This is a genomic window from Limnobaculum allomyrinae, assembly GCF_016649425.1.
GTDB lineage: Bacteria > Pseudomonadota > Gammaproteobacteria > Enterobacterales > Enterobacteriaceae > Limnobaculum > Limnobaculum allomyrinae.
Genome location: NZ_JADRCR010000016.1, coordinates 14,794 through 30,832 on the forward strand (window position 1 = coordinate 14,794; position 16,039 = coordinate 30,832).

10 protein-coding genes are annotated in these 16,039 nt (G+C 45.9%); 2 read left to right on the top strand and 8 right to left on the bottom strand.

The features are described from left to right. Window positions 1–8 precede the first annotated feature (8 nt). From I2494_RS19285 to I2494_RS19300, 4 genes are read right to left on the bottom strand one after another with little or no spacing between them, the layout of a single operon-like run. The gene (locus I2494_RS19285) at window positions 9–1,448 is read right to left on the bottom strand and encodes a hydrogenase 4 subunit D (RefSeq protein WP_218468653.1); all 1,440 of its coding nucleotides are present in this window, start codon (window positions 1,446–1,448) and stop codon (window positions 9–11) included. Between the two features lie 18 nt (window positions 1,449–1,466). Beyond that, the gene (locus tag I2494_RS19290) at window positions 1,467–2,390 is read right to left on the bottom strand and encodes a respiratory chain complex I subunit 1 family protein (RefSeq protein WP_218468673.1); all 924 of its coding nucleotides are present in this window, start codon (window positions 2,388–2,390) and stop codon (window positions 1,467–1,469) included. Between the two features lie 55 nt (window positions 2,391–2,445). Continuing rightward, window positions 2,446–4,464, bottom strand: a complete 2,019-nt coding sequence (gene hyfB / locus I2494_RS19295; RefSeq protein WP_218468654.1) for a hydrogenase 4 subunit B — start codon at window positions 4,462–4,464, stop codon at window positions 2,446–2,448. After that, window positions 4,464–5,105, bottom strand: a complete 642-nt coding sequence (locus I2494_RS19300) for a 4Fe-4S dicluster domain-containing protein (protein WP_218468655.1) — start codon at window positions 5,103–5,105, stop codon at window positions 4,464–4,466. The genes hyfB and I2494_RS19300 overlap by 1 nt, the downstream gene beginning before the upstream one ends. A gap of 429 nt (window positions 5,106–5,534) precedes the next feature. On the opposite strand from I2494_RS19300, the gene I2494_RS19305 reads away from it, so the two are divergent. Beyond that, on the top strand, window positions 5,535–6,437 hold the full coding sequence (locus tag I2494_RS19305; RefSeq protein WP_218468656.1) for a winged helix-turn-helix domain-containing protein: 903 nt from the start codon (window positions 5,535–5,537) through the stop codon (window positions 6,435–6,437). Between the two features lie 686 nt (window positions 6,438–7,123). Then, on the top strand, window positions 7,124–9,910 hold the full coding sequence (locus tag I2494_RS19310; RefSeq protein ID WP_218468657.1) for an autotransporter outer membrane beta-barrel domain-containing protein: 2,787 nt from the start codon (window positions 7,124–7,126) through the stop codon (window positions 9,908–9,910). 81 nt (window positions 9,911–9,991) lie between these two features. Here the strand turns inward: I2494_RS19310 and I2494_RS19315 are convergent, their stop codons facing one another. From I2494_RS19315 to I2494_RS19330, 4 genes are all read right to left on the bottom strand, one after another. Continuing rightward, a complete protein-coding gene (locus I2494_RS19315) occupies window positions 9,992–10,231 on the bottom strand; it encodes an acyl carrier protein (RefSeq protein WP_218468658.1) in 240 nt (79 codons plus the stop codon). A 1-nt stretch (window position 10,232) separates the two neighbouring features. Next, window positions 10,233–11,945 (bottom strand): AMP-binding protein, encoded by a 1,713-nt coding sequence (locus I2494_RS19320; RefSeq protein ID WP_218468659.1) that lies wholly within the window; start codon window positions 11,943–11,945, stop codon window positions 10,233–10,235. A gap of 11 nt (window positions 11,946–11,956) precedes the next feature. After that, the gene (locus tag I2494_RS19325; protein WP_130593101.1) at window positions 11,957–12,517 is read right to left on the bottom strand and encodes a GNAT family N-acetyltransferase; all 561 of its coding nucleotides are present in this window, start codon (window positions 12,515–12,517) and stop codon (window positions 11,957–11,959) included. Window positions 12,518–12,603: 86 nt separating this feature from the next. After that, window positions 12,604–15,675 (bottom strand): autotransporter outer membrane beta-barrel domain-containing protein, encoded by a 3,072-nt coding sequence (locus tag I2494_RS19330; RefSeq protein WP_218468660.1) that lies wholly within the window; start codon window positions 15,673–15,675, stop codon window positions 12,604–12,606. Window positions 15,676–16,039: the final 364 nt, after the last annotated feature.

Sequence of the window (16,039 nt, forward strand, 5' to 3'; positions counted from 1 at the left end):
CAACTCCGTTATCCAAGCCACCAGACGGCGATAAAGCTCGAGCACAGGGACATTACAATCAGAATGATTAGCACCCCTTGCATCGCAACAGGTACCGGTGAAGCGGTAGCCACAGCTTCAGAAGGTTCACCGGGTACGGTTTTACCAAACCAGTAGAGGAACCAACCAAAGCTGGCCACTGACTCAATCAGCGCCAAAATCATTACCGGCATCATCCACCAGTGGTCTGCGGACATGGCAAAACCGGCGGCAAACAGCGGGAATTTACTGAAGAATCCGTTAAATGGTGGAATACCGGTGATGGCCAATGCGGCAATACAAAAGCCGATACCCACCAGCGGCATGCAGCGCATAATTCCGCGCAGTTTTGGCAACATACGGGTTCCACAGCTATAGCTCAGGGTTCCTGCTACCAGAAAGAACAGGCTTTTGGCAAAGGCATGGTTAAAGATGTAAGCAATACCGCCATCGAAGGCCATTCTGGAGCCAAAAACCGATAGCGATAGCGCCAGAAAAATATAGGAAAGCTGAGTAATGGTGGAATAGGCCAGCAGGCGTTTAAGGTCGGTTTGCGGTAAGTACATGATGAAGCCGTAAATCAACGTAATCATTGCCATGGTTACGCCTACGATGCCGATAATTTCCGGGATTTCACCGGCAGACATCAACGCTCGGGCAAAAATATACACCCCAACCTTCACCATGGAGGCGGCATGTAAGTAAGCACTCACCGGAGTTGGTGCTTCCATGGCGTCCGGCAGCCATACGTGCAGCGGTAACTGTGCTGATTTACCCCAGGCGGCAAACAGAATGCCAAACAGTACGATGGTTTTAGCATCGCTATTCAGGTCTGCCAGCGCCGTAAGGGAGAAGGTTCCGGTTTCAGCAAATAACCAGGCGGCAGCCAGATAGAGACCAATGGCAGCAACATGGGTGATCAGCAGTGCTTTTAACGCGGAGCGTAGCGACTTCGGTTTTTGATAATAACCGATGAGTGCCCATGAACATCCACCGGTAATTTCAAAAAACAGCAGTTGTCCGGCCAGCGTTGAGGAGAGGACTAAACCCGCCATAGCGCCAATAAATACCAGTAACAATGCATAATAGCGCGACTGGCCTTCGTGAGGATGTTCCCGGTTCTCTTTCGTCAGATAAGCGCCGGAGTAAATACTAACTAATAATCCAAGCACCACCACGGCAAACACAATCAGCGTACTGATGCGGTCAATGGTCAGGCCAAACAGTACTGAACGGCCAAAACTCACCAGTTCGTAAGTGACATCTGTTCTGCCATGGCTAAACCAGATAATGGCCAACAACAGCGTAGCGATTGAGGCAATAGCCGCAAACAGCGTACAGAGCCATTTGGCGGTACGCTGTGGTGCCAGCCCGGTGATGATGGCACCAATAAAAGGGACCAAAATGGCCGCGAGAGCGATATTTTCCATAATCGGTTTCTTAGCTCCTTACAGACCAGTGAGATAAAACACAAATGCCAGTGCGGCAACGCCAAACCCGACCCACGTAGTACGTGAGGTCAGCAGGAAACGGCCTCGGGCCAGACTGTTTTCAAACAGTGAAGCAATCACAAATACCACCAGCAGTTTGAGAAGAAACAGCACAATAGCGAGGGATAGTGAGCCAATCGTCAGGACTTCACTGTTACCAAAAGGCAGCAGTACCCCAACAAACAGCGAAGCGATCACTACCTGTTTTAGCGCCAGTCCAAGTTTTACCAGCGCCAGTGACGGGCCGGAATATTCTGTCAGAGGGCCTTCCTGTAATTCCTGCTCGGCTTCTGCCACGTCAAAAGGAATTTTTCCCATCTCGATAAATACTGCGAAAGCGCAGGCACCCATGGCCAGCAGGGTTGCGGTTGGTGATTGCAACGGGTCGGTGGCCAGTGAAGTGCTGATGCTGCCTAAATTGGTGGAGCCAGCAATCAGCGCGATCACGATAAGGGATAGCACCAGAATAGGTTCTACCAGCACTCCTAATGTGACTTCCCGGCTGGCACCGATACCGGCAAAAATACTGCCGGAGTCCAGTCCTGCCAGAGCGAAGAAGAAGCGGTACAGGGCAAACAGATAGATAACGGTAATCAAATCGCCCCCGACACCAAACGGAGAACCCAGGGTGACAATGGGTAGCGCCATAGCGACCACCAGCATCGAGCTGAGCAGAACATAAGGCATAATGCGCGAAATAATACCGGAAGCCTCCGGGGCAATATTTTGACGGCGCAGTAGTTTGAAGATATCCCGATACTCTTGCAGTACGCCAGGACCACGACGGGATTGCATTCTGGCCTTAATCACCCGGGAAATTCCAGACATTAATGGCGACAGGGCCAGTAAGGCCACTGCCTGAATCAGGGCAAACAGAAACATACCGAAGGAGGTCATGATTTCTGAGTCAGAGAGTGTGATTGGCATGTTTCGCTCCTTACATCACCGTAACCAGCATCAGAACCGTCAGCGCAATGACCACATACAGGCAATAAAGCCGGAAGTCACCGTGCTGCAACCATTGAATGCGTTTACCGAACCACAGCACTGCCCTGGCAATCGGGAGTACCACCTTTTCTTCCCACCAGGGCTCAGCCCGAGTGGCTCCACGAATAGTGGATTGCATAGCCCGTGACATAGCGGGAGAAGGATCCAGCGTTTTACGCAGGCGATACAGTGGTGCAAACATAGTACGCAATGGTTGAGTGAAACCACCGGCTGACACCGCCATCTGGCCGTCATAGCCATATCCACAGGCCCAGGGATTACCGCCGTGACGATGGCGCAGGCGTTGGCTTTTGAAGATGGAATAAATCAGCAGCGGCAGCGTCAGGAATCCAATCAACAACAAAGCAATCAATGGAGTGGAGAGAACAGTTTGTGGGGAAGAGCCAGGGAAGACCAGCGAACCGCTGGCAACCGGCATGGCTGCTTGTCCGGTTAACTGAGCTGAAATATTGGCGATGACCGGAGAGACCAGTGGAGCACCAACGCCCAACGCGATACAGAGCAGCGCCAGCAGCACCATTGCCAGAATCATCGGTAGCGGAACTTCAGTGGCGTTAGCCGCTTTTTCACTGCGAGCCGCACCGGCAAAGCTGATACCGTAAACCTTCACAAAACACAGCGCAGCCAGTGCGCCGGTAATCGCCAGCATCACGATGGCCACAGGGCCAGCGATGCGCAGAATAAATGAACCTTCATGGCTCATGGTGAACAGTGCCTGATAGGTAAACCATTCGCTGACAAAACCGTTTAGTGGTGGCAGCGCTGAAATTGCCATGGTGCCAATCAGGAAGGTGATTGCGGTGTAAGGCATTAGCTTAGCCAGGCCCCCCATCAGCTCCATATCTTTGGTATGAACCCGATACATCACGGAACCCGCACCTAAAAATAGTAATCCTTTAAACACCGCATGGTTAAGCAAGTGGTACAGGCCACCAAGAATCCCTACAACAGCCAAAACAGGGTGTTGAGTGGCAATTCCAATCATGCCGACGCCCACACCCATCAAGATAATGCCGATGTTCTCTACCGTATGGTAAGCCAGCAGTTTTTTAATATCGTGTTCAGCCAGCGCATACATAACCCCAAGAACGGCAGAAACGGCACCAAAGGCTAATACCACCAATCCCCACCAGGCGCTGGTGGCGCCGAGAATATCAATCCCGACTTTGATAATGCCGAAGATACCAATCTTAACCATAACACCAGACATCAGAGCGGAAGCGTGAGAAGGGGCTGCCGGGTGAGCACGGGGTAGCCAGCCGTGTAGTGGAATCATCCCGGCTTTGGCACCAAAACCAAAGAATGCCAGCAGGAACACGGCGGATGCCTCTGGCGCAGACAGATTTGCCTGACGGAAGCTGTCGAAGTCCATGCTGCCGCTCTCTTTATACAGAATAAAGAAAGCAATCATGATCAGTACCGAACCGGCGTGGGCAATCAAAAAGTAAAGTAGCCCGGCACTGACGGCTTCATCGTCCTGTTCAGTAATGACCAGAAAGTAAGATGCCAGAGACATCATCTCGAAGAACACTAAAAAGTAGAAGGCGTTATCCATCACGACCAGTGCCACCATTGAAGCAATAAACAGGTTCATAAATAAACCCATGTATCTCGCCCCTTTACCTATGTACTCCTCTGCATAAGAGAGCGAGTACAACGAGGTGACGACCACCAGTAAAGAGATAACCATCACCATAAAGGCAGCTAATCCATCCAGTCGTACAATAAAATGGGCAAATGGGAAAGGGCCATCAACGGTAAAGGTGATCATGTCAGCGCCCATCAAAATTGGCGCGGAAGCTAATAAACCAAAAATACCACCAACCATACTGGCAATACCGGATAGCCTGATAACCTGTCGTTCACTACGGCTAACCAGCGGTGGCAAAATGGCTCCGACCAAATAGATGACAATGGAGATAAGCAGTAATTGAAGAGGATTACCCATTATTCTTTCCCCGCTCGCTGTTGGTCTGAAGGGGTGTACCCGAAGGCGTTGTCGGTATGAAAGACTTCCATAGCTTCAAGGCGTTTAGCGGCGTTGGCTTGCTCAATGGCATTTTCATCGACTAAAAACAGGGTCTTGATAGGACAGACACGGACGCATTCAGGGCCCTGGGGCAGGAAGGCACATAAATCACATTTCACTGCCACCTGACGTAAACCCGGAGCCCAACTCAACATAGGGTGGAGCCCCTGATTGTAAGGGGCTGTTCGTGCTTCACGTGCATGAGCATCGGCTTGTGAAAAGCGGTCGTAGCTGACAGGAGCCGATAATGGTTTACTTCCATCAGGCGTGATAGCCCCGAACGGGCAGGCGATAGCGCAAAGTTTGCATCCAATACATAAGCTTTCATTAAGCATAATGGCGTTGTTTTGGTGAGTAATCGCTTTAACCGGGCAAACCCGGGCACAGGGCGCATCTTCACAATGCCGACACAGAATAGGTGCTGTGCTGCTGGCATCCCGCATTACGATTAATCGGGGATGTGACTGTAAGCCTGCTGCTTTATGTACTTCACTACAGGCGGCCATACAGGTATTACATCCAATGCAATCTTTTGGCTCCGCAATAACAAAGCGGTTCATAGCCATCCCTCCGGTATTGAGATTGTCATCCGACAGATGAAATAGTCATACTTTTAACGAATGAGATACCTTTAGCATATTCCGTGCCATAAAGGGTTTTTATTTAACAGTTTGATATTTAATGTTTTTATTTTTTACGTGACGATGGGGAAGTGTCGTTCGACATAAATGACGTGACAGGATTTGAAAATAGAAAGGAGCGTTAATATTAATAACGCAATTAAATTGTAGTCATTAAAAATAATTCATTACGTTTTTAATTTTAATAAATTAGAGTCTGGAAACGCATTTGTTTTTATTAAAGTGTGTTTTGTGAGAAGATATAAGTGTTCTATATTTAATTTATACTATGAATTAGTAACTATTTTTTTTGATTATTAGCAATGCATTTGTTTCGTAATGGGAAATGGATAAAGGGATCTAACCATTGTGCATGGTATAAAATATCGATTTAACGACCTTGTTGTCTTCGATCCGGACGAATCTACGCTAAGTCTGGGGACTGCTGGTGCTGATAACGTTATTGCTATTTCCAGTGTAACCTGCCGTCTGTTGCAGTTATTCGTTGAGAATCATGGTGAAGTGATCAGCCGGGATGTGATTTTTAAGCGCATCTGGGATGATTACGGCATGATTTCAGGAAATAACAATCTAAATCAAAATATTAGTAAGCTCAGGAAAATAGTCAAAACCTTAGGTATTGATGATGAGTTTATCTCAACGGTACCGAAGACGGGGTTTGTATTAAATAAAGAGATTAAGCTGGATGTGTTGCGTGAGGCTGAAGAAAAAGCACAATTAGCCACCAGTCCACTGTTGGATGAAACTTTACCTGTTAGTGATGTCGATAAAATCAAGGATCCTGTCGGGCCAAGTGCCCCTGTACCTGCAACTGAGCCAGTATTAAACTCACCTAAAAATATAAAACCCTCCAATTCTTTGTTAAATAAGAAAAAGATATATCTGTTGTCTTTCATCTCATTCATCACGTTAACCGCGGTCATGGTTTATTTGCTTAATTATCGTATGGCACCCGTGGCGCATGAAGGCTATCTGGGGATGGTGAATGGGTGCAAAGTGTTTCTGGTGGCAAATCAGGGGGAAAGTATTATCAATAATAAGCCAGTGAGTGAGGAAATGCTTAAGTATGCGGCAAGTAAGCAACAAGTTTGCCGTGGTGATGAGTATTTATTGATTAGGGATGATGTTTTAGTTCAAACCTATATTCCCGGAGTTAAGCGTTTGTTTTTGTTGAAGTGTGGGATTTTACGCGAGCATCGGATTGAGATGTGTTCCGGATTAAGCGGTGAGAGTAATTTAATTTCTAATTAAATCATGTTAATAGGTAATATCTGTATGTGTGGAGTGTATCCATACTGCAAAATTAATTTGCAATGTATATTATTTCAATAATTATTTTTTTCTGTTAAGAAACGCAATTAAATTGTGATTTCATATGTTTATTTTTTTATTTTTAATTATTCATTAACAACCTTTTTATTTTTTAGTAAATCGCATTGAAGCTTGATTATTTTATTGGGTTTTAATCCTGATGTTAAATGTCTTTATTAGTGTAATTTGATTATTTTTAGGATAAAAAACTAAATGTATGGGATTTTCTCATGTAATGTATTGAAAGCGTTGTTTTTGCAGTAATATAACAATTAATAGCTGCACTGTTTTTCATGGCATTTTAAAACGGAATTTTAAATTAAATTTGATGCATTTCGAGTTTGATTTCGGAAGGAATATGAAAACCTTGAAAGATTCATCTCAAATTCCTTCCAAAAGTGTTGTTTCAATAGCGTCCATAGAAATTGACTCGAAGATTATGGCTTGCGCGACACACATTCAAATATTCCCTTTTAAGAGACTGCAACAGGGTAGTTTCCATTTAACGACATAAATGATGATTGAATAACTGAATTATCGGGAATCGCGGGAAAGATTGATATGAGTAGTAACGCTGGCATTCAGGACACGGTTATCTCTAAGTTTCTTAAGGAAAAGGTGGTGAGATGAAAAATTTTATCCAGGCAGGAAAAAAAGAGTTAAGGCTGTCAAAAACAGCACTGTGCATAAGTTCTGCTTTGTTTTTGGCGGGTTTTTCTGGTGCGTCTTCCGCCGCTAATTGTAGCCCTAATGGCGGTACCTTAATATGTACCGTTGTCGGTGGGTCATCAGGTACCGTAGCATCGATTATGGGAGGAGATTATGCCCTTCTTAATCAATATGATGATGTGGAAATCAATGCGACTGGTTCTGCAGTTGCCGCTGGTGGTGTAGGCCCGCGTGGATTCGGCATTTATGTTGACAGTAGCGGAACACTGACAGCAGATAATATTTTGATAACCACCAACGGTAGTACCTCTGACGGTATCCGGGTCAACAAAGGAAATTACGATTTTACCATATTAGGGAAATTGACCATAAAGGCTCAGGGTGGCTCTGGTGATGGTATTAACGTTGCCAACTCGAATAATGCCGGGGGATATGTCCATATCGCTGGTGAGAATGCCTACATTGAAAGTAAAGGTGGAATAGGCGTTCGGGCAAATATAACTGCGAATAGCAGAGGAAATAAAATCGTTATTGCTGATGGCGCAACGATTAAAACACTGGGTACTGGTTCAAACGTCAGCGCTGGTCAGGGGTATGCTGTATATGCAGGTAACCGAGATAGAGACACGGCGAACCTACCACTGGTAGGTACTGCCAGTGTGATTATTGGTGACAATAGCGAGATTAGTACTGCCGGTAGAAATGCTCATGCTGTTTATGCGAATAAAACTGGGGTTATTGAGTTAGGTAGTACCAAGATAACCACCACAAATACTGGTGCGCATGGTATAGCGACTGAAAACGGGTCTACAATAAAATGCCCTGATAATTGGTGTATAGCACTTGGTACAAACTATACCGACCAAAGAGCTTATGATGGTGGTCAGGTTTATTTAACCGGCAATACAGAGATTGAGGTAAGTGGTGCTGGTAGTTATGCAATGTATGCATCAGGTACTGATTCTTTTATCGGTTCAACCTACTCGGATAGAAGCAGTGCTCCAGGTATCTATACTGTAACCGGTGATTTGTTTGCTCAGAAAACGGGTGAAATCGATTTAACCATGATCGACGGCAGTAACTTCACCGGCGCAACCTATTCTAACGAATATGACACCAGCGGTGTAGCAAATACCACCACCAACGGTACGGTAAATCTAAATATCTCCGGAGCCAGCAGTGTCTGGAATATGACCGCAGATTCTGTGGTGTCTAATCTAACATTGGATGGTGCAACGCTGAAATATGTTGAACCTGCAGATTTGACTGACCCAACTGCATTTGTGACTAAAAACCTGATTGTTGCCGGAAACTACACCAGTAACAACGGTACGCTGGTGCTGAATACCGTATTAGAAGATGAAACCTCTCCTACGGATAAACTGATTGTTAAAGGTGATACTGCGGGTCATACCAATGTTCAGATCGTTAACATTGGCGGTAATGGCGCGCTGACTCCGGATGGTATTGAAATTGTCACCGTTGACGGTAACTCTGTGGGGACATTTGGCAATAGCCAACGTATTGTTGCAGGGGCATTTGACTACTTCGTTCGCTCCGGTAGCACCATTGCAGGAGCAGAAGCTAAGAACTGGTATCTGATTTCTGATTACACGCCGCCGCCTGACCCGGATCCAGAACCAGAGCCGGAACCAGAACCAGAACCAGAACCAGAACCTGAACCTGAACCTGAACCAGGCCCGGATCCTGATCCAGGCCCTGGCCCAACACCAACCCCGGACCCGGATCCTGAAGAGGAAAAACCAATCACTCCGGTTTATCGTCCGGAAGCGGGTAGCTACCTGGCAAACATGGCCGCAGCAAACACCATGTTTATCACTCGGTTACACGATCGTTTAGGTGAGACACAATACACTGATGCTTTGACCGGTGAGAAAAAAGTCACCAGTATGTGGATGCGTCACGTTGGTGGGCATAATCGTTTCCATGATGGCAGCGGTCAGTTAAAAACTACCAGTAATCGTTATGTCATGCAGATTGGTGGCGACCTGGCTCAGTGGAGCAATGATGGGTTAGATCGCTGGCATGTAGGGTTAATGGCGGGTTATGCCAATAACAGCAGCCAGACTCGCTCTAAAGTGACCGGATACTCTTCTAAAGGTGAAGTTGATGGTTACAGCGTAGGCCTGTATGGAACCTGGTATGCTAATGAAGCAGACAAAACCGGTGCTTATGTTGATACCTGGATGTTGTATAACTGGTTTGATAATGAAGTAAATGGCCATCAACTGAAAAAAGAGACCTATAAATCTCGCGGTATTACTGCATCGGTTGAAGGTGGTTATACCTTCAAACTGGGTGAAAGTGAGCGTGCCAGTTACTGGTTACAACCAAAAGCTCAGGTGATTTGGATGGGCGTGACTGCTAATGACCGTACTGAAAGCAACGGTACCCGAGTTAAGTTTGATACCGATGATAACTTACTGACTCGTTTAGGTGCTCGTGTATATGCTAATGGGCATAGCCAGCTGGATGATGGTAAAAACCGTGAGTTTGAACCATTTATTGAAGCTAACTGGATCCATAACACCAGCAACTATGCCGTTGTGATGAACGAAACCAAGAATAAGCAGAAAGGCACCAGAGATATCGGCGAAGTGAAAGTTGGTATCGAAGGTAAGCTGAATAATAATCTAACCAGTTGGGTTAACGTCGCTCAGCAGTTCGGCAGTAACTCTTACACCGATACACAAGGTATGGTTGGTATTAAATACAGCTTCTGATTATTAGCTGTTTGATTGATAAGTAATAACGGCCAGCTTTTGCTGGCCGTTATTTTTGCTTAATGATGAGCGACAGTTTAATTAGCTGGTGTGATTTCTTTCCAGAATATCCGCCAGATCTTTCACTGAGCCTAACTCCAGCCACTCTGCAACCGGCACTTCTTTTTTCAAAAAACGCTCTACCTGCATCATAATGCCGGCAAAATCTACGCTGTCCAGCGTGGGTTTTAGTTGCTCAATCAGGCTGTCATCCGGAATCTGTTCCACTGGAATCGACAGGCAGCCCGATAGTATTTCTTTACTCTTATGTAGATAGTTCATCTCAGATATGCCCCTCTGAATCGTAGATAATAACCATATTGCCAGACAGATACGCCTCTTTGGCCTGTGCTCTGGCCAGTTTTCCTGAAGAGGTTAACGGTAACTTCTGGGTAGTAAACAATACGCTGGCCTGAACACCCGCAATTTTACGCGTCAGGTTTTGGATCTCTGTAGCCAGTTGGTGAAGCTGAGTATGGTCTGCCGCCAGTTCTTCACCGGCACTGAACAGAATTGCCATGCTCTCTTCTTGCTGTTGGTTAATACTAATGGCAGCCATATTATTGACGCCAATCTGCGGCATGGCCTGTAGCAACGACCACTCTATATCTTGCGCCCAAATATTGCGTCCGCGAATAATGATGACATCTTTCTCACGACCACTGATAAACAGCTGGTCTTGCCACAAATAGCCTAGGTCGCCGGTATAAATATAGCCTTCATTGTCTGACTCAATAGGAGCCTGATCGTCAATATAACCGGTAATAATGCTGGGGCCTTTTACCCAAATCTGACCGATTTCTCGCTCTAAAAGTTTGGTTTGAGTCGCGCCGTCAATGATCTTAACCTCAAACCCCGGCAGTGCTTTACCGCAGGAGACAATAGGTTTTTGAATCAGCTCGCTGGTTAATGTGTCGATGACCGGTGGTTGATCCACATCGGATGTGGTCACGGCCAGCGTCGTTTCAGTCAGTCCATAGCTTGGCAGAAACGATTGATAATTAAAGCCACTGCTGGCGAAGCAGCCAGAAAACATCTTTAGCATATCCGGGCTAATTAAATCGCCACCGATACCAGCGACCCGCAGTGAAGAGAGGTCGAGAGATGGCTTATTCTCACTTTCCGCATATTTTTTCATGGCAAACTGATAGCCAAATACCGGTGCAAAAGTAATCGCCGTTTTATACTTCGACATCAGCTCCAGCCAAATCAGCGGATTCTGAACAAAGTTCTCTGCGCTCAGGCAATCGACGGTACGTTGTCCATACACTGAGGCCAAAAGAAAGCCAATCATTCCCATATTGTGATGGAAGGGCAACCAGTTAAATGAGCGATCTTCCGGGCGCAGTTTCATGCCATAGCGTAAAACCGCATAGATATTGGTATGTAAATCATGCTGGCTTATTTGCACCCCTTTCGGGTGGGTTGTCGAACCGGAAGAGAACTGAATATAGGCGGGCTCGTCCGCAGTAAATGGCGAAAGTTCCGACAGCTCCGGCTGGTGAAGCTGTTGAGCCTGATGAATGAGATCGCTATATACCAGGGTAGGAATTGCAACTGATTTGCCAATAACATCAGCAATAGGCTGTGAGCTGATAATGGCTTTAGCCTGAGAAGAGGCAATAATTCTGTCTAACTTCTCAAGATAGGCCGGCATCCCGCCGAGGTTGACGGTAAAGGCGATTGGGCAGGGAATTAATCCTAAATACTGGCAGGCGAAAAACAACAGTAAAAAGTCAGGGGTTGTTTCAGCCATGAAAATCAGGCGGTCATGGCGCGAGAAACCCTGTTGTTTAAGCTGTAGCGCTACCCTCATGGATTGGGCCTGCATTTGTTTGTAGTCCAATACGCCCGTTAGCTCACCGGAAACATTGAAAAAGTTGAATCCGGCTTCGCCGCCAGCGGCATAGGCCAGCGCTTCCGTTGTAGTAGTAAAATCGCCGTGTCGGATTGGGATACTGTTAAGTGTTGGTGTAACAACTAATTCTGATGGCATAAGCGTGGCTACTATTTGTGTCGTAATGAAGAGAAGATCAGGATATCAACCCGCTCACCGTCAGGAGCAAGGCACTCCTCTTTAAGTACGGCTTCCAGATTAAAGCGTGGGTTTTTAACAAAGCAAAATAACATACGCTTATTTTTGGCCAGAATACGTGCCGCCATTTTATGCAGATCGCGATAAAGGTAGAAGTGATCCAACAAAGCATCTATGGTTGCCCAAAGAACGGGTTTACCCGGATACCCGGGAGCGCCAACGCCCGCAGTAATATGGCCTACTTTATGGTTAAGATTGACGTCGATGGTATAAAAGCCCACCAATAGGTCATTCTTCTTATCAAAGATACCGATAAAGTAATTACGATGATTATCAAACTGTTTGGTGTAGTCGGCCAATTGCTGGTGGGTGAAGTTTAGTGGAGGGAGGTTAAGTCCTTCCATCATATCCTGACTGTTCATCCATTTCAGGAAGTCAGGGGTGACATCATTTGGCGTTAAGCTACGTAACAAATATCCATTGGTTTCAATATAAATCGGGATCCCTGCCAGATTGGGGGTGTTGGAAGCCATTTTTTCTCCCGTCTTGATTGCTGTTAATTAGGTAGAATTCCCCGGTTGCATCAGGGGGCAACCGGGGAGGTTTCAGAACAACACTATCAGAAACGCCAGTTTATATATACTTTTGCTCCATGATCGTTTGTGTTATTACCAACCTGGCCATTATACATAGCACCGATGTTGGTATCAGGCGTAACGCTTATTTCTGCACCTGCTTCAAATATAGCTGCATCCCGACTGATCGACGAGCCAACTACGTTAAAGCTATTTGCATCGCTAAAGTTCAGTGTTGAGGTTGAGGTCACATTGTTATAGGCATGACGCCAGCCAAGGTTACTCCAGATTTTAGTGGTCTGGCCGTTTTCCAATGTGAATTGCTTGGTCAGGCGGCTGCCGACGGTAGTAAAGAATATATCCATATTATCGCTGGCACTGGTTAATTTCGCTTTACCGCCACGCTCAGTGAACCCGTCAGTATCAATGTGGACATAAGCCGCACCTAGGTATGGTTCAACGGTCAGGGTCTCGCTAATATCAAACAGGTAGCGACCTTCGGTGAACACCTGAGTGGTTGAGGCATTGTAGTCTGCTTCCAGATGGTCACGCAGCTTCTGGAGCTTCACATACCGATCGGTAGTGTAATCATGCCAGGTGTAACCTACGCCGGTATGCAGGTTAAAGTTACCCCACTGACCTTTGGTATAAGCCCCTACATGATAATCATAGCGATCGGCAGTAGAGGCGCGGTCGGATACTTTAATATCTGCTTTACCGTAACCACCCACCAAGCCCATCTTCCAGTTGTCACTCAGAGATTTATCGACTCCTAAAATAACACCCGCGATATTACGTTTCATTTGAGCTGAGTTACCTGAAGCATCGAAGGTACCCCATGAGGTATAAATATGCCCCCAGGCACCGGTGCCAACTGCCGTATCTAACAGACGATTATTAATGGCTTCACGCAGGAAACGGCTATCTTCCAGCAGGGCACTCTTGGCTGAGGCATGGATTTCACCTGAAAGCTGGTTTAGCGCGTCTTTGGCTGATTCAACATCAGGTTGAGAAACAATCTCCTCTTTGATGTCATTATCTTCATTTTCCTGCTCATCAACATTTCCACCAACGTTACATTCGTTAGAGGTCATACCATCAGTACAAATATCCTGCTCGTTGCGGGTGACAACCAGATAAGCGTTATCCGCATCGTATTCATAACCCAGATCGACATAAGGCCGTGATTCCAGCGAACCAAATGCGCCGGAGACACCACCGGTAGCGCTAAGAATACGCCAACGGCTGTCAGGTACATACAGAACCGGTTCACCACCGGCCATAGCAATAACGCCAGCACCATTTAGCGTTGCACTGCCGTTAACCTGGATCACATCAGCAATGTAGGTATTAACCACATCGCCTTCCGCATTAGTGCCAGAGGACTCAATATCGGTGGAGAGGTTGGCTATATAAGTGGAACCTGATTCCATCACCAGATCGCCATCAATAGTAAGCACTTCTGGCGTAGTGGAACCAAACTGCCCGGGAGAAATGATACCGCCGTTACCCACATTGGTATGACCGACATTACCAATACCCGCTAATGTACCACCACTGGAGACAAACATGCTGCCACCCAGTACGTTATTGGCTACCAGCGTACCGCCAGTCACATAGGTTTTACCGGTGAAAATACGACGGTCGCTGTCAAAGGTTGTGACGCCATTAACTTGCTTAATTGACCCCTGACCTTCAGCACTGCTGACCAATTCAGTTTCAAAAATATAAAGACCAGAGTTATCCGTATGGTTAAATACTACCGAGCCATCACCCTCACCAAAAATAACCTGGTTAACTTCCAGTGAGCCAACTGCCTGAGCTACTTCACCTTCCGCTGCACCAAAGTTTAGGTTGCCAGTGCCGCCGGCCTGTTGACCTAAATAGAGATCGCCTAATACGTCATTACTAAAGGTTAAATCATAGTAAGAGAGCCCTTCGTCTTCGTCGTAGGTACTCACATAGGTAATGGCTCCCAGCGAAACTTTACCGCCGTTGGCGATAGTGAGGTCACCGGTACCACTTTCTCCCACGGATAAATGACCTACTTCTCCCGGGGTACCTTGAAATGATGAATGTCCTGAAACGTGCCAGACGCTGTTTTCACCTGAAACCAACACGGCGCCTTTACCGCTATCCACACCAATAAATGCGGAGGTATTTTCAGCGTCCCCGCCTGGGGCAATGGTTATCAGACGGGCACCATCTTCAACCCGAATAATGCCCGTACTGCCATCGCCTCTGCCAACATCCAGTCCGTGGGCAAAAACGGCACGACTTGGGGTGGTTTTACCATTATTAGTGGTAGAACCGGCAATATTCAGGGTTCCAGATCCCTGATTCAGGCCAATCACCGCGGTTGGTAGTGGGTTATCGCTATAACCCATGCCGGTTGAAATCGTCGCTTTACCGCCGGACAGAATATTCATGGTGCCCTGACTGCCACTACCGCTTCCTAATGAGAAAGCGATGGCATGTCCGGCAGAGTTAAAGGTATCGGCTTCAACACCACTACCAATAATGTTCAGCTCACCGGTACCACCCTCGGTTCCGATATGAAGTGTTTGGGTATAAACGATGGAATTACCCATGTTTTGGTCAGAGGTATTTTTACCTGTGCCGGTTAACGACATGGTTCCGTTACTGTTTAACCCGGAACCAATATTGATAGTATCCATCTGATCAAAACGAGTGGATTCTGTTATAGCGGCATGCTGATATTCAAACAGACCGGTACCACCATTACCGCCGATAACCATATCTTTGAGGTAATGTGAGTAACGATATCCGGCGCTATCAATGACTTTTAAATGGGCGTTATTATTTGCACCATCGCCGATAAACAGTGTTCCATAGTTGTATAAGGTTCCGGAACCATCGGATACGAATTCAACTGTCTGACCGCTGGAATCAGGAATATGCCAGTTGTCATCAGTACCTGTTTGCAGACCGGTGGATGACCAGTTTCCATTGTCAAAGAATTGATTGTTTCCACTGGCATTCGTCCAGTAGATATCTTCGGCTTGAGCTGAGAAAATTGAAAAGGATGATAATATGCTGATTAATATTATATTTTTTTTAAATTTGTTGAGGGTTACTATTTCGGTTTTTTCCATAACCGCGACTCCATTGCTACGGTGAATATATAAGCTAGTTCCTTCGCTGTGGAAATTATATCACTGGTGAATTTAAAGGTGTTGGTTTTGGATTGTAAATCAATTAAATTAAAATTATTTAATTGATTTTTATTTTTATTTTCAAATAATTAATTGATTTAATTAAGTGTGTTATTTGTTTTGATTAATAGGGTTGTAAGGGTGATTTATTGAGTTATTGTCAATGTTATTAATTATCAACATAGGATAATGAAAGTAACTCATATGTAGATTATTCGTTTACTCTTATTGATAATAACCCTATTAATGTCATGGGTATCGTCGATACATTATCTGTTTCTTATAGTGAATGTATAAGAGAGGG